This is a genomic window from Lachnospiraceae bacterium JLR.KK008 (assembly GCA_037015955.1).
Classification (GTDB): Bacteria; Bacillota; Clostridia; order Lachnospirales; family Lachnospiraceae; genus VSOB01.
Window position 1 is genome coordinate 201,060 of sequence record CP143548.1, and the last position, 17,558, is coordinate 218,617.

A 17,558-nucleotide genomic window follows, 5' to 3' on the forward strand; every position below is an offset into this window, starting at 1 on the left:
AGATGAAAATAGTCGTGTTGGCCGGGGGGATCAGCCCGGAGAGAGATGTGTCGTTATGTTCCGGGAAAATGATCTATCAGGCTCTCTGCCGCCGGGGACATCAGGCTCTGCTGCTTGATGTCTATCTTGGGTATGAAGGAGACCTGACAGATATATTTGAAATGAGCAGGGAATTGACGGCAGAAACCGGAACAATTAATGATAAAAATCCGGATCTTGATCAGATCAGGGCGATGCGGCCGGACGGAGAAAAGAATTTTTTCGGGCCGCATGTGATTGCTCTCTGCCAGCAGGCAGATATTGTGTTCCTGGCGCTTCACGGGGAAAATGGAGAGAATGGCAAAATCCAGGCGGCGTTTGATCTCATGGGCATCAAATATACGGGTGCCGATTATGTGAGCAGTGCGCTTGCCATGAATAAGACGTTGGCCAAAGAGCTGTTTTTCCAAAATGGAATTCCGACTCCGCAGGGATTTGCGCTGAAGCAGGGCGAGGAAGAAAAAGAAGCAGTCACATTTCCCTGTGTGGTAAAGGTATGCAGCGGGGGTTCCAGTGTTGGCGTCTATCTGTGCGGGAATGAACAGGAATATCAGGCGGCAAAAAAAGAAGCCTATACATATGAGCGTGAGATCTTAGTGGAACAGTATATCAGGGGCCGGGAGTTTTCGGTGGGCGTCATCGAGGGAAAGGCGCTGCCAGTCATTGAGATCGCGCCGCTACAGGGTTTTTATGATTATAAAAACAAATATCAGCCGGGCAGTACGATCGAGACTTGCCCTGCCGAGATACCGGCAGAGACAGAGGAGAAGATGGGCCGGGCGGCGGAGGCTGTATTCCGGGCGCTGCGGCTGAAGGCGTATGCCCGCGTGGATTTTATGATGAATGAAAAAGGCGAGATCTTCTGCCTGGAGGCAAATACATTGCCCGGTATGACACCGACATCTCTCTTGCCGCAGGAGGCACAGGCGGCGGGGATGGACTTTGAAAGTTTGTGTGAGCATCTGATCGAAGTGTCGCTCAGAAAGCAATAACATTGTGTCTGATCAGTGAGAATGGAATGGGAACAGGGGAGTGCAGGATGGAGAATATGACACTGGAGCGTATCGCGAAGGCGTGCGGCGGTATTTATAAGGGAAAGGAAGAAGACAGACAGAGGGAAGTGGAAGGCGTAGTACTTGATTCGCGTCTGGTGGAAAAAGACTATTGTTTTATCGCCACAAAAGGAGAACGGGTGGACGGACACAGTTTTATTGCTGATGTCTTTGAGAAAGGGGCTGCCTGTGTCATCTGTGAATCGCTCCCGGACGGAATCGAGGGAAATTTTATTCAGGTTGCGGATTCCTTTCAGGCGCTGAAAGAGGTGGCGGAGTATTATCGGAGTACATTGCACATCCCCGTAGTCGGGATCACCGGCAGTGTGGGGAAAACGAGTACGAAAGAGCTGATAGCCAGTGTGCTGGCGCAAAAATACTGCGTACTGAAGACGGAAGGCAACTATAACAATGAAATAGGGGTGCCGCTGACACTTCTGCGCATTCGCAGGGAACACGAGATCGCCGTGCTGGAGATGGGCATCAATCATTTCGGAGAAATGCGCCGACTGAGTAAAATGGCAAAACCTGACACTTGTGTCATAACGAATATCGGAGAGTGTCACCTTGAATTTTTGAAATCCCGGCAGGGGATTTTACAGGCAAAATCCGAAATTTTTGAGTATGCCAGTGAAGAGAGCACGGTATATGTCAACGGAGATGATGATATGCTGCGGACGATCGAGCGGGTGAAACATAAAAGGCCGGTGCGGTTCGGTCTGGGGCATCAGAATGATTATTATGCGGAAGTGACGGAGGATCACGGGCTGTCAGGCTGTGATGTGATGATCTGCAGAGACGGCGGCCGCTTTTTGGCAGAGATCCCATTGCCCGGGGAACATATGATACGGAATGCACTGGCTGCAACAGCGATCGGGGAACAGTATGGGCTGACGGAGGCAGAGATTGCCGCCGGGATCGCCGCGGTAACGCCAGTAGGCGGCCGCAGTAATATCGTCACATACGGGAGTCTGACGCTGATTGATGACTGCTACAATGCCAATCCGGTATCCATGCGGGCGGCGCTCGATATGCTCAGCCGTGTGAGCGGCAAGACGATCGCTGTCCTGGGCGACATGGGAGAGCTTGGTGAGAATGAAGCACAGTATCACCGGGAAATCGGAGCCTATGCGGTGGAAAAAAAGATCACCGGTCTGATCTGTGTCGGCAGGCTGGCGCGTTATCTGTATCAGGGAGCCTGTAAAGCAAAAGAGAGGACAATGAATAATACATTCGTCCTCTACTTCGAGACATTGGAAGCGCTGCTTTGCAAACTGGAAAACGAAAATCTGTTTTCCTATCATATCACAGCGCTTGTCAAGGCGTCACACAGTATGCAGTTTTCCAGAATTATAAAGATGCTGGATCAAAAGAAAAGCTGAAGATCAGATCATGGCCTTATTCTTGAAATTCATATTTAAAATGAGCTTTCTCACGTAGGCGCCCAGGAATTTCCGATCTTCTTTGGAAAGTGTGTCCAGGAGAATCGGTTCTCCGAACTCAATGATCACATGCGCTTTTCTCATAAAAGGCAGGTGATCTTCCCAGACAGCAGCGGAGTTTGTAATACTGATCGGGATAATCGGACATTTTGCCTTTTCCGCGATGCGGAAACTTCCTTCATGGAACGGCAAAACCTGATCCGGCTCCGTGCCCCGGGTTCCCTCGGGAAAAATACAGATCGAAGTGCCGGACTTGATCTCGTTGATCCCTTTTACGATCGATTTCATACCTTCCTTGATGTTTTTACGGTCAAGAAAGAGGCAGTGGATATTGCTCATCCATGTGGAGAGCAGAGGAATTTTGCCCATCTCAACCTTTGCCACATAGCCGGTGGGCCGGGGAAAGCAAAGATAAGTAAGTACAATGTCGAAGTAGCTCCTGTGGTTGCTGACATAGAGAAAAGAGCCTTCTTCCGGAATATGTTCGAGACCGATGTAATCCACCTGGACACCGGCGAGAGATGTGCACGTGGAAAATGCCCATTGGACGATCTTCTGACAGCTTCTGTCTTTTAATTTCGGATTGTATTTTCCAATCACCCATTCAATGATAAGCAGTGGGATACTGAAGATTAAAAAGAGAACCACGAAACCTGCCGTCATAAGAAAACGAAACATGTAAAAAAACCTCCTCAGGCGGAATAAACCGCGTTTTGCGTACCTTTTTATTATATCCAAGTGGGCAGTAATGTGCAACGGATTCCAGATTTTAAATATACATACTGATAATTTTGTATATTTATTTCATTCATGGAAAGGCACTGTCTCTGACATAAAGATAACGCAAATTCCATATATTGGATAGAAAAAACAGACAGAAGTGGAAATATGGACCGAAAAATGATACAGACGGCACTGGTTGTACTGATGACGATTTTGCTCATGGGATGCGGCGAGGAGCAGGGCAGAACAAAAAAGCTGCAGGATCTGAAGTTTACGGTAGTGCCGGAGCAGGAACTTCCGGAAGAACTGCAAACGATTGTGGAGGGCAAAAAAGAGGAGAGCTTTAAGCTGACCTTTATGGATGAGAACAGCATGTACATCTGTGTCGGCTATGGCAAGCAGCCGACAGGCGGTTACAGTATTTCGGTGACAGAGCTTTATGAGACGGAGAATGCCATTTATATCCACACGAATCTGCTTGGGCCGTCGGCGGAGGAAGCGAAGGAAAAGAGTCCGTCTTATCCCTACATCGTCGTGAAGCTGGAGAAGCTGGATAAAACGGTTGTATTTGAGTAAACTTTCAATACATAACATGCAGAGGAAAGACAAAGGAGAGCGGGAAATGCTTCTGATAAAAAACGGACATTTACTGGACCCACGGTCCGGACAGGACGCGCAGAAAGATATTCTGATCGAGGGAAGGAAAGTCGTGCGCATCGGCAGCGCGCAGGAATGGAAGGAACTTTTGCATATGCCGGAGCTTGAGCAGTACGATGCTGCGGGAGCTATTGTGGCGCCGGGACTGATCGATGTACATGTGCATTTCCGTGATCCCGGCTATACGTATAAAGAAGACATTCTGAGCGGGAGCCGGGCAGCGGCCAGAGGCGGCTTTACGACGGTCGTACTGATGGCCAATACGGACCCGGTTGTGGATAATGCGCAGACACTTTCCTATGTTCTGGAAAAGGGCAGCCGTACGGGAATCCATGTGGAGAGCTGCTGCGCGGTCACAAAGGGGATGAAGGGAAAAGAACTGACAAATATGTCAGAATTATTGCAGGCCGGGGCTGCCGGATTTACAGATGACGGGAAAGCGATCGTAGACCATGCCATGGCCCGGCAGGCGATGGAGGAGGCAGCGGTCCTGGGCGCTGTTCTCAGCTTTCACGAAGAAAATCCCTGTTTCATCTCGGAGAATGGCATCAATGCCGGGCGGGCAGCGGATCATTACGGCATCGGCGGCTCGGGCAGGGCAGCGGAGATCGATATGGTAGAACGGGATATTGCGCTGGCGCGGCGGACCGGCGCTGTCATCAATATCCAGCACATCAGTTCCAAAGAGGCGGTTGCGCTTGTGCGCCGGGCAAAGGCGGATGGCATTTCCGTTCACGCGGAGGCGACGCCGCATCATTTTACGCTGACGGAGGAGGATGTCATCCGCTATGGTACGCTTGCAAAAATGAATCCTCCGCTCAGGCAGGAGACGGACAGACTGGCGATTATCGAGGGGCTTCGGGACGGAACGATTGATCTGATTGCCACCGATCATGCGCCTCACAGCAGACAGGAGAAGGAGAGAGCGATCACAGAAGCGCCAAGCGGGATCATCGGGCTGGAGACCGCATTGTCTCTTGGAATTACAACGCTGGTGAAGGACGGCTGTCTGACAATGATGGAGCTGCTGGAAAAGATGACATGGAATCCGGCGAAACTGTATGGGTTCGACCGGGGATATGTGTCTGAAGGCGGACCGGCTGATTTTGTAATCTTCGATCCGGAGCGCTGTCACGCGATAGAGAAATTCGCGTCCAAATCGTGCAATTCTCCGTTTACAGGCAGACAGGTCAGCGGAAAAGTCAAAGCGACGATCTGCGATGGAAATTTCGTCTATCGAGAGGAACAGGATGAGCAGAAATAAAACGAGCATCAACAAATGAGCGGAGACAGAAAGGAAGATCTATGATGCAAAAGAAGAAGGAATGGGGCACAGTCCTCTCTCAGAAAGAGATGGCGCCGGATATTTTTGATATGTGGATCAGGACAAGTCTGGCGGTTTCTGCCAGACCAGGACAGTTTATTGCCGTCTATCCGCAGGCGGAGAGTACGCTTCTGCCGAGGCCGATCAGTATATGCGAGACCGATCGGGAAGGGGAACGGCTGCGTATCGTGTACCGGATTGCAGGCAAGGGGACAAGAGAGTTTGCTTCTTACCGGCAGGGGGATACCATTGCTGTTATGGGACCGCTTGGCAACGGGTTTTTGCTTGAGGCGGCAGAAGGAAGGCGAACCTTTCTCATCGGCGGCGGGATCGGGATTCCCCCGATGTTACAGCTTGCGAAAGAGCTGACGGGAGAGAAAACAGTGATCGCCGGGTACCGGGACAGGCATCTGTTTTTAAAAGAAGATTTTGAACAATATGGGACCTTTTATGCTGCTACGGAAGATGGCAGTGAGGGGACGAAAGGAAATGTGATGGACGCCATCGCTGCGCAGGGACTTACGGCGGATGTGATCTATGCCTGCGGACCGATGCCAATGCTGCGGGCTGTAAAAGCGTATGCGCAGGATGTCGGGATCAGGGCTTATCTTTCACTGGAAGAGCGCATGGCGTGCGGCGTTGGCGCCTGCCTCGGCTGCGTATGCAAAACAACGAAGAAGGACGGGCATTCTCATGTGAACAATGCAAGAATCTGTACGGATGGACCGGTGTTCGAAGCGGGAGAGGTGGATATTTGAAATGAATACGGAAGTAACGATTGCAGGCATAACATTTAAAAATCCGGTGATGACAGCCTCCGGAACCTTTGGCTCCGGTATGGAATATGGGGAATTTATAGATTTGAACCGGCTGGGCGCTGTCGTGACAAAAGGCGTGGCCTCCACGCCGTGGCCGGGTAACCCCACGCCCCGTATCGCGGAAGTATACGGAGGTATGCTCAATGCCATTGGCTTACAGAATCCGGGTGTAGCAGTTTTTATCGAACGGGATCTTGCATTTCTGGAACAGTTTAATACGAGAGTGATCGTCAATGTGTGCGGGAAGACCGTGGAGGAGTATCTGGATGTCGTGGAGAAACTCGGAGATACAAAGACGGACATGCTGGAGATCAATGTCTCCTGTCCGAATGTCAGGGAAGGCGCCATTGCCTTCGGACAAAGCGCAGACGCGCTGTATGATATTACCTCACAGATCAGGAAAAAGGCCCGCCAGCCTGTGATTATGAAGCTGAGTCCCAATGTGACCGATATTACGGAGATGGCCAGGGCTGCGGAGGCGGCCGGGGCCGATGCGCTTTCGCTCATCAACACGATTACCGGAATGAAGATCGATATTCATAAAAGAAAGTTTGTGTTAGCCAACAAGACAGGCGGGATGTCCGGTCCTGCTATCAAACCGGTCGCAGTGCGGATGGTATACCAGTGTGCCAAGGCGGTGAAGATACCGATTATCGGCATGGGAGGAATTGCGAGCGGTGAAGATGCGGTGGAATTTCTGATGGCCGGAGCGACGGCGGTCAGTGTGGGGGCGATGAATTTTATCAATCCCTGTGCCTGCACGGAAGTGATTGACGGCATTGAGGCATATATGCGCCGATATGGCATAGAAGATGTCCATGAGCTCATCGGCTGCGTGAACTAAGCGGCTGAATTAAAATATGGAGCTTTGTCTTGCGAGCTTCAGGAATAAAGGACCTTCCTGTTTCATACCTTAGTGTAAGGAGACGCAGGGAGGTATTTTTATGGAATTGGTGAAAAAAAATATACATATGGATCGTATAAAGTGTAAGGCAGCAACACAGATCACATTGGAGGATGACAGAAACGTGCCGGATCAGAAGCCGGACATGGAGCGGATCATTTTGCAGAAAGGGGAAGTGAAGACTGACGAAATCAAAACATCGGAAGACCATGTCAATGTGAAAGGGAAAGTCGAATTTCATATCCTGTATGTGACGGCGGATGGGGCGGTAAGCCGGATCGACGGTCAGCTTCCGTTTGAGGAACAGGTGTACATGGACGGTGTGCAGAATGGGGACAATGTAGAGATACGGTCCAAACTGGAAGACTTGAGTATCGATATGGTTAATTCCAGAAAGCTGAGTATGCGTGCGCTGCTTTCCCTAGATCTTTGTGTGGAAGAGCTGTATGATGAAGAAATGGCAGTGGAATTATATCATGAGGAACCGATTGAGACGAAGAAACATCTGCTGACGATCGCAGAGATCGCCATTCAGAAAAAAGATATTCTGCGGTTTAAGGAAGAGATCGAGATGCCGCAGAGTTTTCCCAATATTTTTGAGATTATTTGGGAGGAAGTGCGCATTTCAGGTATGAATTTTGAAGCGCAGCAGGAACAGATCACGGCACAGGGTGAGATACAGGTCTTTCTCCTCTATGAGGGAGAAGGGGAGGATCGTCCGCTGAAATGCTTTGAAAAAACGATACCGTTCAAAGAGACAATAGAGTGTCAGGGAAGCAGTGAACTGATGATACCGGATATTTCCTGGCAGATCAGCCACAGTGAGATCGAAGTGAGAGCGGATTTTGACGGGGAGGAACGTGTGGCTTGTCTTGATCTGGTTCTTGATCTGGACATCAAGCTGTATGAGGAAGAGCAGATCGAAGCGCTCAGCGATGTGTACGGCGTATCGAAAGATGTGCAGGCGATCAAGAAACAGAGCAGTCTCAGCCGTCTGCTGCTGCGCACTTCCGGGAAGACAAAAGTGACAGAGCAGGTGAAACTTCCGGCCGGTATCCCGGACATTGCAGAAATCTGCCACAGCAGAGGGGAGGCTGTGATAGAGACTATGGAATTGACGCCGGAGGGCGTGGAGCTGGCGGGAACGCTGACGGTAGAAGTATTGTATCTGGCAGGTGAGGGAAAAGGCCTGGCTTCTTTCCAGACTGAGCTGCCTTTCCAGTATGAACTTCCGGCGGCTGGCCTCAGTGATGCCTGCAGCTATGACGTAATGCCGACGCTGGAGCAGTTTGCGGTGTCCGGACTCAGCAGCGGGGAGCTGGATATTAAAGCTGTGATTGGGTTTGGTCTGCTTGGTTTCTGCAGTATGGAGGAGGAAACGATCACCGACATTTCCATCGAGGAGCCGGACATGGAAGTGATGAAAGATCTTCCGGGTATTGTCGTCTATGTTGCCAGAGAAGGAGATGATCTCTGGAATCTTGGCAAGAAATACTATGTGCCTCTGGAACAGATACGAGAGATGAATCATTTAAGTACTGATGTGCTGAAAGCGGGGGAGAAAGTGCTGATCGTGAGATAGAAAAGGAAACCGGAAAGGTAAAAGAACGGGGAGCGGATTTGCCGCTCCCCTGTTTTGTATCAATGACTTTCAATTATGCCTGTGACTGTGTCACGTCCTGTACAGCGTCTGTCTTCTTGGACTCTTCGCTCCATTTGTCGAATTTCTCCATGACAGCATCATAAGTCTTGGAAGAAATACCCGGAAGATCTTTGCCCCAGGCACCGGTTGCCTGTTTAAAGCCTTTGATAAAAGCCTCTTTCATCTCTTCCATCTTATCAGGATCACCACCGGAGAGTGCTTTTGCAAAGTCAAGAATGCGGTCGGATGTCTGGTTGACTCCCCAGTATCCGTCTTCCGCGATGTCAGCCTGTGCCTGTGCTTTTGTTGCAGCGTCTACCGTAAAGTTGCCGCCGGCCAGGAATTTCCACATGCTGTCCTTGTCATTTGCGATACCGAACGTATTGCCCTGCTTTGTGAACAGCTTTTCCACCAGACTCTGCATCTGGTTGATTCTTGCTTCTGCATCTGCTTTTAATTTGGCAACAAGCGCCGTATTCGGTTTGTATGTCTTTTGTGCAGACTCCGTCTTTGTGGTATCTGTCTTATCATAGACAACACCTGTTGTGTCATTTTTTACGGCAGATCCATCTGTCTTCTGATCAGAAACCGTATTCTTAGCGCTTGTATTCGTATAAGCGCTGTAATCTACGCTATTTCCTGATGTAACTCCATTTACACTCATGTCTTAACCTCCTTGTCTGTGTTGATACGCTTTGTATCATATTTTCTGTGTACGACTTCTATTTTTTATATCGGCAAGATGGAATTGATTTTTTATAGCGGGATACATATTTTTCCTGCCTCTTTCTGGCAGGGGATCATAAAGGGGAGTGTCTTCTTTCCGGTGTTTATGAAGAAGGATCGCCGGAAGGGGTTTGACAAGCAATCATGTATTGACTATAATAGAGTACGGTTTTATGTATACAAAGTACAAACAAAAGACAGGAAAATATGACAGATGGAAACACTGATCTTAAAAGCAATGGCAAAAGTGAATCTGGGACTTGATGTTGTCCGCCGTATGGAAAATGGGTATCATCAGGTAAAAATGATCATGCAGACGATCAATCTGTTTGATGAGCTGACGTTTGAGCGGGCGCAGGAAGGAATTACCCTGCGTGTAGACGATGAAACGCTTCCGGCAGATGAAAATAATCTGATTTGGAAGGCGGCATCACTCATATCACAGGTTCATCCTTTTCCGGGGGGAGTCACGATCTCCCTGAAAAAGAGAATCCCTGTTGCGGCGGGGATGGCCGGCGGCAGCACGGATGCTGCGGCCGTATTCCATGGATTGAATGCACTGTTTGCGCTTGGCATGGATATTGAAGAGATGAAGCGGCTGGGAGTTCAGATCGGGGCTGATGTGCCGTATTGTATTGTCGGCGGGACGATGCTCTCCGAGGGGATTGGAGAAGTGCTGACGCCGCTGCCGCAGGTGCCGGAGGCGTTTCTTGTGATTGCCAAACCGGAGATTGCGGTATCCACAAAATATGTATATGAAAACCTGCATGTGGAGACAATCACACATCATCCGGACATTGACGGAGTGAGACTGGCAGTCGAAAACAGCGATCTGGGCGGCATGTGCCGCCGTATGGAGAATATACTGGAAACAGTGACAGAAAAGAAATATCCGGTCATTTCGAAAATCAAACATCTGTTAAAAGAAAGCGGCGCGATGACAGCGCTGATGAGTGGCAGCGGTCCGACTGTGTTTGGTGTTTTTGAGACGAAAGCGGCAGCGGATAACGCCCGTGAGGCAGTCGCGGCGAGCGGGCTGGCGAAGCAGCTCTTTGTGACGACATTCTCGGACTGTGCCTGTGTGGAAGTAAGCAGGCGCGGGGAAGGGAAAGATACTGTAGTTTCAACGAGGGCGCAGAAATGAAAGAAGATAATTTACAGGTGAATATGAATGAGTTTCTTCCTCTGAGAGACGTCGTGTTCAATACACTTCGAAAAGGGATATTGACGGGAGAGTTGAAACCGGGGGAGCGCCTGATGGAGATCCATCTGGCAAAACGTCTCGGTGTCAGCCGTACACCGATCCGGGAGGCAATCCGCAAACTGGAACTGGAAGGGTTGGTGACAATGATTCCGCGCAGGGGCGCGCAGGTTGCCAACATCACGGAAAAAAATCTCAAAGATGTGTTGGAAGTACGACAGGCGCTGGAAGGACTGGCAATCGCACTCGCCTGTGAGAGAATCACAGAGGAGACAAAAGCGGAATTGGAAAAACGGTTGAATCAGGTGGAGACTGCCATGAAGACAAAGGATACGAGTGAGATTGCCAGCGCTGATGTGGCATTTCATGATATGCTCGTGGAGGCTTCCGGGAATGCCAGACTGAGACAGCTTGTCAACAATCTGGGCGAACAGATGTACCGTTACCGCTTTGAATATATCAAAGATGTGAGCAAGCATTCTCAGATCATACAGGAACACAGAAGTATGTTTGACAGTATCATGGAAAAGGATGCGAAAAAAGCGGCGCAAGCCGTGAGACTGCATATCAGCAATCAGGAAGAAGCGATCATGAGGAAGATTAAAAATGAACAGGGGTCTGGCAGCGGTAATGTGGAATCGGCTCACAGCTGAATAAAAGACAGCGAAATGGCAATGCTTTCCAATAGGAAGATGGAAAAGGAGAGCATGACCATGACGAAATGTATAAAAAAATGCGGTATTCATATATATATAGGACAGATAGCGCTGTTGGCCGTTTTATCTGCGGGATGGTGGGGACTTTTGTATCCGGACCTCAGCATGACGGAAACTGTTTTTCAGGCAGTGGAGGAAGAACCGGGGAGCGGTGACAGTGTGATGCCGGATGAAAAAGAGTCTGGCAGGCCGGTATCCCGGGCGGAAGGATTCTTTGCGGTCCTGGGAGCGGAAGCAGGCGAAGTTGAGGTCAGGAGCAGATTTCTGGATACCGTTTCAGAGATCTTTCAGCAATAACATGTTTCAGAGATAAGAGGAAGAGAAAATGGATCATAGCGCACCAGTCGGGGTATTTGACTCGGGAATCGGAGGGCTTACGGTAGTACGTGAGATCATGCGTCAGATTCCCAATGAGAAGATCGTCTATTTCGGAGATACGGCGCGGGTGCCGTATGGGACGAAGTCGCGGGAGACGGTTACGAGATATTCCCGGCAGATCGTCCGTTTTTTGGAAAAACAGGATGTCAAGGCGATCGTGGTGGCCTGCAACACAGCCAGTGCATATGCCCTCGATCAGATCGAAAAGGAAATTGACATACCGATCATCGGAGTCGTGAAGCCAGGGGCGAAGGTGGCGGCCGACACGACGCGCAATGGCAAGATCGGGGTAATCGGCACGGAGGCGACGATAAGCAGCGGCATCTATTCCCAGTACATAAAAGAAATTGATTCCGGCGTGGAAGTGATGGCAAAGGCCTGTCCGCTTTTTGTCTCGCTGGTGGAGGAAGGGCTGCTGAACGATCCGGTGACGGATGAGATTGCCATGCGGTATCTGAGCGGGTTGGTGGACAGCGGCATTGATACGTTGATCCTTGGCTGTACGCATTATCCGCTGATCCGTTCCACGATCGGCAAAGTGATGGGGGATGAAGTGACGCTGGTCAACCCTGCGTACGAGACGGCAAGAGAATTACGAGTGTTATTGGAACGTCACCGGATGCTGAACGAGCATAGTCCCGGACTTGGTACGAACCGTTACCAGTTTTTTGTCAGTGATGCGGCGGATAAATTTATGCGCTTTGCCAATTCTATTATCAAATATGGGATTCTGTCAGCAAAAACGATTCATATAGAAGAATATTAGGGGTGGGGATATGACAAAAGATGTACTGCTTTCTATCAAGGGGCTGCAGTTTGAAGGTGCAAATGACATCAGTGATCTGGAGACAATTACGGCTGCGGAATATTTTAAGAAAAATAACAACCATTATGTTATATATGAGGAGGCAACGGAAGGCTTCCGCGATACGACGAAAAATATCATCAAATGGAACAGTGAAACGCTCGATCTGACAAAACGGGGACTGATCAATGTTCATATGATTTTTGAAGAAAAGAAGAAGAATATGACAGATTACCGCACGCCGTTTGGCAGTATTCTGATCGGCATCGATACGCGGCAGATTCAGGTGAAAGAGCGGGAGAAGGAGATCGATGTCAGTGTCGATTATGCGCTGGAAATCAACTACGAACATCTGGCTGACTGTAAGATTTCCGTGAATGTGCGGGCCAAGGAAGACCGGGGCATATCTGCCGGGCAGCAGAATGAAACAATCTGAGCCGTGAATAGAAAAATTGAATAGTATAAACGAAATGCAGATATAACAGAATCGGATTGATAATCCCGAATTTGTTATATCTGCATTTAATAATAACATACTTTATTATTTAACTGGTTTAGCGCCGGCTTTCTCCTGGGCCTTTTCCAGTGCCCGCTTGAAAAAGCCTTTCTTTTTCGGCTCCTCCTGAACCGGCTTTCCGTGCAGTCCTCTCACACTTACGATGTAAATACCGCTGACCATCGCTTTCACTTCTTTTTTTACCGGAACGGAATCAAAAATCTTTTCATCGCACACAAGAGACATCATCTGCGGTCCGACTTTGGCTTTTACAATCGGGAGCTTGGAGCGACGCAGATATTTGGGCGTCTGATCAATGACAAAGGAGGGAAGCCCCGAATCCTTGATGGGCATTCGCTTTTTGTCTATGATGAGCATCGTGACCGCCTGCTTGTTGGCCTCGATCTGCGCCTGCTGTTCGCTCTGTCTTTTCTGTGCTTTCTTCCCTAAAAAATAAAGGACGATAATAGCAATAATAAGGACTGCTAATATACATAATAATACAATAGTTCCTGTACTCACGGCATACCTCCTAGGTCTTAATACCTACACATTTTACCATTTTTCCGTACAGAAAGCAAGAACAACAGCGTTTGTCCGGCATTCATTGCAATATCAGGAGCAGTCATGCTATACTTAATCTGATTCGGAGGTTAGTTATGGAGATGTTTTGGAAAACGGCATGGAATATGATGTCCTTTTTATTTCAGCATCTTTTGATCATAAATTGTATCTTGTCGATTGTGATTATTTTTTTTCAGCGCAAAAATCCCACCTCTGTCTGGACGTGGCTGTTGCTCTTATATTTTATACCGGTGGCAGGGTTTATCTTTTATCTGCTGATCGGTGGGGATATGCACAAGAGTAAGATGTTTCGCACAAAAGAAGTGGAGGACCATATTCATGAGGCAATCTGTCGGCAGGAGGCAAGCATTCAGACAAAGATGCTTCAGGAGGAGTCTCCGCATTTAAAGAAATATTCGGACCTGATCTATTATAATCTGCAAAGCGCAGGGGTGATGCTGACAGATAACAATCGGATCAGGGCGTATACGGATGGCAGGGAAAAGTTTGCTGCACTGCTGGAAGATTTGAAACAAGCCAGGGAATTTATCCATATTCAGTATTATATTATCAAGGATGACGTGCTGTTTCAGCGGATCAAGGAAGTGCTGATGCAGAAAGCCCGGGAAGGGGTAGAGGTGCGCATTCTCTGCGATGGCATGGGCGGGCGGACTGTCTCTCCGAAATGCTGGCAGGAGCTGCATTCGTGCGGCATTCACACGGCTATCTTTTTCCCGGCGTTGCTGCGCAGGCTTCATCTGCGTATCAACTATCGCAATCACAGAAAGATCGTCGTCATCGACGGAGCGGTCGGCTATGTGGGAGGATTTAATATCGGCAAAGAATATATCGGACTGGATGACAGATTTGGCTACTGGCGGGATACGCATCTGCGTATCGAGGGAGCGGCAGCGGCAGGTCTGGCACTGCGATTTATTCTGGACTGGAATTATGCGGCGAGAGAAAATCTGTTTGACGGGGATGGCGCGGGGAAATATCTGCGGGAACCGGAGGAAACAGTGGGCAGCAGTCAGGTACAGATTATCTCCAGCGGCCCTGATTCCAAGCTGCAAAATATCAGGAACAACTATCTGCGTCTGATCAGTAAGGCGGAGAAAAGTATTTATATCCAGACACCTTATTTCATACCGGACGATGCGGTCTTTCATGCTCTGATCATGGCGGCTTATTCCGGTGTGGAGGTCAATATTATGATCCCCTGCAAGCCGGATCATCCGTTCGTATACTGGGCCACGTATTCTTACATCGGGGATATGGTAATGGCGGGAGCAAACTGTTATACTTATAACAACGGGTTTCTTCATGCCAAAGGACTGATCGTGGACGACCAGGTATACTGCTATGGTACGGCGAATATGGACATCCGCAGTTTCCGGCTGAACTTTGAAGTGAACGCGGTCGTATATGACGAGAAGGAAGCGGAAAAAATGGTAGATTCTTTTCACAATGATATGCAGGTATGCACGAAGATCACAAGGGACCTGTATGTGTCCCGCCGTTTGGACATCCGGTTCCGGGAACAGGTGTGCAGACTGTTGTCTCCGTTATTGTAAATATTGTAAAAAAGCAGGTTTTGTGATAAAATTATAAGCTATGGAAAAGAAGGAGAAAGATGATGAAAAAACGAATGGGACTGCTTGTATGTCTGCTCTTTACAGCGGCATTTCTTGGCGGATGTGGTGGAAAATATACGACACTGGCGGAGCTCAATACTGATAAATATGTGACGCTTGGTGAATATAAAGGATTGGAAATATCGGTGCCTGTCATGGAGGTGACAGACGATTATATCGATAATTATATCGGCTTTATTCTGAGCAGCCAGTCACAGTGGGAGGTTGTATCGGAAGACCGGCCGGCGAAGATGGGCGATATGGTGAATATTGATTATGTGGGAAAGATCGACGGAGAAGCCTTTGCCGGCGGCACGGATCAGGGATATGATCTGCAGCTTGGCTCGGGTGCATTTATTCCGGGGTTTGAGGAGGGACTGGTAGGAGCCGTAAAAGGTGAGACGAGAGATGTCACGCTGACATTCCCGGACCCTTATTTGAACAACCCGGACATGTCGGGCGCGGAGGCAGTCTTCACGGTAACGATCAATGAGATGAAAGAGAAACGGATGCCGGAGCTGACGGATGATTTTGTTGTTTCCCTTGGGCTGGAGGAATGCAGTACGGTAGAGGAATATCGTGAATATGTGCGTACTCTGGGAGAGCAATATGCGCTGGAGACTTATGATAAAAACGTCGAGGAGTCTCTGATCGGCCAGGCGATGGCAGGCTGTACGTTTCAGGAGCCGCCGAAAGCGATGGTGGATGAATATTATGACACGATTGTCAAAAACTTTTCGCTGACAGCCGCATCAGGCGGTCTCAGCCTTGAGCAGTTGTTCACCAGCTATGGTATTACCATGGAACAGTTTGAAGAGGAAGAGCGGGTGCGGGCGGCAGAAGAATGCCGCAGAGACATTATGCTTCAGGCGATTGCCAACAAGGAAAACATCACAGTCAGTCAGGAAGAGATCGACGCGGCTGATGTGGACAGTACCGGGAGCGGTAACGGCAGAGATGCTGTCATGCGCAGTAAAGTAGTGGCTTTTCTGAGGGAAAATGCGGCCATCACCGAATAATAAAGAGATAAAGGGAGAAAAATTATGGATTTGGTAAGTGTAAAACAGTTGTACAGCGAGAAGGATTCCTTCATCGGCAAAAAAATCACCGTGGGCGGCTGGGTCAGAAGCATCCGGGATTCCAAAACGTTTGGTTTTATCGTACTGCATGATGGCACTTTTTTTGAAACGCTGCAGATCGTATACGGTGATAAGCTGGATAATTTTGATAAAATATGCAGGCTGAATGTCGGCAGCGCACTGATCGTTACCGGTACGCTTGTGGAGACGCCGCAGGCGAAACAGCCTTTTGAGATTCAGGCGGATCTCGTTGAGATCGAGGGAGAGTCAACGGCGGACTATCCTTTGCAGAAAAAAAGGCACAGTCTCGAATATCTGCGGACAATCACGCATCTGCGTCCCCGCACCAACACCTTTCAGGCGGTATTTCGGGTTCGTTCGCTGATCGCTTATGCGATTCATCAGTTCTTTCATGAGAGAGGATTTGTCTACGTGCACACACCACTGATTACCGGAAGCGACTGCGAAGGCGCAGGGGAGATGTTCCGTGTGACGACGCTGGATATGGAAGATCTGCCGAGAACGGAAGACGGCAGTGTGGATTACAGCAGGGATTTTTTTGGTAAGGAGACGAACCTCACGGTCAGCGGTCAGCTGAATGTGGAGACATTTGCCATGGCGTTTAAAAATGTGTATACATTCGGGCCGACGTTCCGGGCGGAAAACTCCAATACGACCCGCCATGCGGCCGAGTTTTGGATGATCGAGCCAGAGATGGCCTTTGCCGATCTGCAGGATGATATGGCGCTGGCGGAGAGCATGATCAAATATATTATCCGTTATGTGCTGGAAAATGCGCCGGAGGAGATGAACTTTTTTAATCAGTTTGTGGACAAAGGACTGTTGGAGCGGCTGCAGCATGTGATGAATTCCGATTTTGGCCACGTGACTTATACGGAGGCTATCAAAATTCTTGAGGAGCATAACGACGAGTTTGAATACAAAGTATTCTGGGGATGTGATCTGCAGACAGAGCATGAGCGTTTCCTGACGGAAAAAGAGTTTAAGCGGCCGGTCTTTGTCACAGACTATCCAAAGGAAATAAAGGCTTTTTATATGAAGAGCAATGACGACGGCAAGACGGTAGCGGCTATGGACTGCCTTGTGCCGGGCATCGGAGAGATCATCGGAGGCAGCCAGAGAGAAGACAATATAGAGATTCTGGAAAAGCGCATGGATGAGCTGGGACTGAAACGAGAAGACTATGGCTTTTATATGGATCTGCGCAAATATGGCAGTGCGAGACATGCCGGGTTTGGTCTTGGATTTGAAAGATGCGTCATGTATCTGACAGGAATGGGCAATATCCGTGATGTTGTACCTTTCCCGAGAACAGTTAAAAACTGTGAACTGTAGTC

Annotated in this window: 18 protein-coding genes; 15 read left to right on the forward strand and 3 right to left on the reverse strand. The window is 49.1% G+C overall.

Annotated elements, in window-relative coordinates; all coding sequences use genetic code 11:
- Positions 1 to 2 precede the first annotated feature (2 nt).
- Together V1224_00965 and murF are read left to right on the forward strand one after the other, a co-directional pair.
- Positions 3 to 1,031, forward strand: coding sequence for a D-alanine--D-alanine ligase (locus V1224_00965; protein WWR16058.1), 1,029 nt, complete (start codon positions 3 to 5; stop codon positions 1,029 to 1,031).
- Between the two features lie 47 nt (positions 1,032 to 1,078).
- Positions 1,079 to 2,473, forward strand: coding sequence for a UDP-N-acetylmuramoyl-tripeptide--D-alanyl-D-alanine ligase (gene murF / locus V1224_00970; GenBank protein ID WWR16059.1), 1,395 nt, complete (start codon positions 1,079 to 1,081; stop codon positions 2,471 to 2,473).
- A 3-nt stretch (positions 2,474 to 2,476) separates the two neighbouring features.
- On the opposite strand, the gene V1224_00975 is transcribed toward murF, so the two are convergent.
- A complete protein-coding gene (locus tag V1224_00975) occupies positions 2,477 to 3,211 on the reverse strand; it encodes a 1-acylglycerol-3-phosphate O-acyltransferase (protein ID WWR16060.1) in 735 nt (244 codons plus the stop codon).
- A 222-nt stretch (positions 3,212 to 3,433) separates the two neighbouring features.
- On the opposite strand from V1224_00975, the gene V1224_00980 reads away from it, so the two are divergent.
- The 5 genes from V1224_00980 (at position 3,434) to V1224_01000 (ending at position 8,541) form a co-directional block, all read left to right on the forward strand.
- Positions 3,434 to 3,832, forward strand: a complete 399-nt coding sequence (locus tag V1224_00980) for a protease complex subunit PrcB family protein (GenBank protein WWR16061.1) — start codon at positions 3,434 to 3,436, stop codon at positions 3,830 to 3,832.
- 46 nt (positions 3,833 to 3,878) lie between these two features.
- On the forward strand, positions 3,879 to 5,177 hold the full coding sequence (locus tag V1224_00985) for a dihydroorotase (GenBank protein ID WWR16062.1): 1,299 nt from the start codon (positions 3,879 to 3,881) through the stop codon (positions 5,175 to 5,177).
- 44 nt (positions 5,178 to 5,221) lie between these two features.
- The gene (locus V1224_00990) at positions 5,222 to 5,995 is read left to right on the forward strand and encodes a dihydroorotate dehydrogenase electron transfer subunit (protein ID WWR17397.1); all 774 of its coding nucleotides are present in this window, start codon (positions 5,222 to 5,224) and stop codon (positions 5,993 to 5,995) included.
- Between the two features lies 1 nt (position 5,996).
- Positions 5,997 to 6,899, forward strand: a complete 903-nt coding sequence (locus V1224_00995) for a dihydroorotate dehydrogenase (protein ID WWR16063.1) — start codon at positions 5,997 to 5,999, stop codon at positions 6,897 to 6,899.
- Between the two features lie 100 nt (positions 6,900 to 6,999).
- On the forward strand, positions 7,000 to 8,541 hold the full coding sequence (locus tag V1224_01000) for an SPOCS domain-containing protein (GenBank protein ID WWR16064.1): 1,542 nt from the start codon (positions 7,000 to 7,002) through the stop codon (positions 8,539 to 8,541).
- Positions 8,542 to 8,614: 73 nt separating this feature from the next.
- Here the strand turns inward: V1224_01000 and V1224_01005 are convergent, their stop codons facing one another.
- Positions 8,615 to 9,265: a hypothetical protein gene (locus V1224_01005; GenBank protein WWR16065.1), complete on the reverse strand. Its 651-nt coding sequence runs from the start codon at positions 9,263 to 9,265 to the stop codon at positions 8,615 to 8,617.
- 276 nt (positions 9,266 to 9,541) lie between these two features.
- On the opposite strand from V1224_01005, the gene ispE reads away from it, so the two are divergent.
- From ispE to V1224_01030, 5 genes are read left to right on the forward strand one after another with little or no spacing between them, the layout of a single operon-like run.
- Entirely contained in the window at positions 9,542 to 10,471 is a 930-nt protein-coding gene (gene ispE / locus V1224_01010; protein ID WWR16066.1) for a 4-(cytidine 5'-diphospho)-2-C-methyl-D-erythritol kinase, read from the forward strand.
- Positions 10,468 to 11,181: a GntR family transcriptional regulator gene (locus tag V1224_01015; GenBank protein WWR16067.1), complete on the forward strand. Its 714-nt coding sequence runs from the start codon at positions 10,468 to 10,470 to the stop codon at positions 11,179 to 11,181. Before ispE ends, V1224_01015 begins: the two co-directional genes overlap by 4 nt.
- A gap of 60 nt (positions 11,182 to 11,241) precedes the next feature.
- On the forward strand, positions 11,242 to 11,541 hold the full coding sequence (locus tag V1224_01020; GenBank protein WWR16068.1) for a hypothetical protein: 300 nt from the start codon (positions 11,242 to 11,244) through the stop codon (positions 11,539 to 11,541).
- A gap of 28 nt (positions 11,542 to 11,569) precedes the next feature.
- Positions 11,570 to 12,388: a glutamate racemase gene (gene murI, locus V1224_01025; protein ID WWR16069.1), complete on the forward strand. Its 819-nt coding sequence runs from the start codon at positions 11,570 to 11,572 to the stop codon at positions 12,386 to 12,388.
- 10 nt (positions 12,389 to 12,398) lie between these two features.
- Positions 12,399 to 12,863, forward strand: coding sequence for a DUF1934 domain-containing protein (locus tag V1224_01030; protein ID WWR16070.1), 465 nt, complete (start codon positions 12,399 to 12,401; stop codon positions 12,861 to 12,863).
- Between the two features lie 105 nt (positions 12,864 to 12,968).
- Here V1224_01030 and V1224_01035 read toward each other — a convergent pair whose 3' ends face one another.
- A complete protein-coding gene (locus V1224_01035) occupies positions 12,969 to 13,445 on the reverse strand; it encodes a hypothetical protein (GenBank protein WWR16071.1) in 477 nt (158 codons plus the stop codon).
- Between the two features lie 137 nt (positions 13,446 to 13,582).
- On the opposite strand from V1224_01035, the gene cls reads away from it, so the two are divergent.
- The 3 genes from cls to asnS are packed head-to-tail and all read left to right on the forward strand — an operon-like array spanning position 13,583 to position 17,556.
- Positions 13,583 to 15,061, forward strand: coding sequence for a cardiolipin synthase (gene cls / locus V1224_01040; GenBank protein WWR16072.1), 1,479 nt, complete (start codon positions 13,583 to 13,585; stop codon positions 15,059 to 15,061).
- A gap of 59 nt (positions 15,062 to 15,120) precedes the next feature.
- Positions 15,121 to 16,140 carry a trigger factor gene (gene tig / locus V1224_01045; protein ID WWR16073.1) on the forward strand — a complete coding sequence of 340 codons (1,020 nt, stop codon included), beginning with the start codon at positions 15,121 to 15,123 and terminating at the stop codon, positions 16,138 to 16,140.
- Between the two features lie 24 nt (positions 16,141 to 16,164).
- The gene (asnS, locus tag V1224_01050; protein ID WWR16074.1) at positions 16,165 to 17,556 is read left to right on the forward strand and encodes an asparagine--tRNA ligase; all 1,392 of its coding nucleotides are present in this window, start codon (positions 16,165 to 16,167) and stop codon (positions 17,554 to 17,556) included.
- Positions 17,557 to 17,558: the final 2 nt, after the last annotated feature.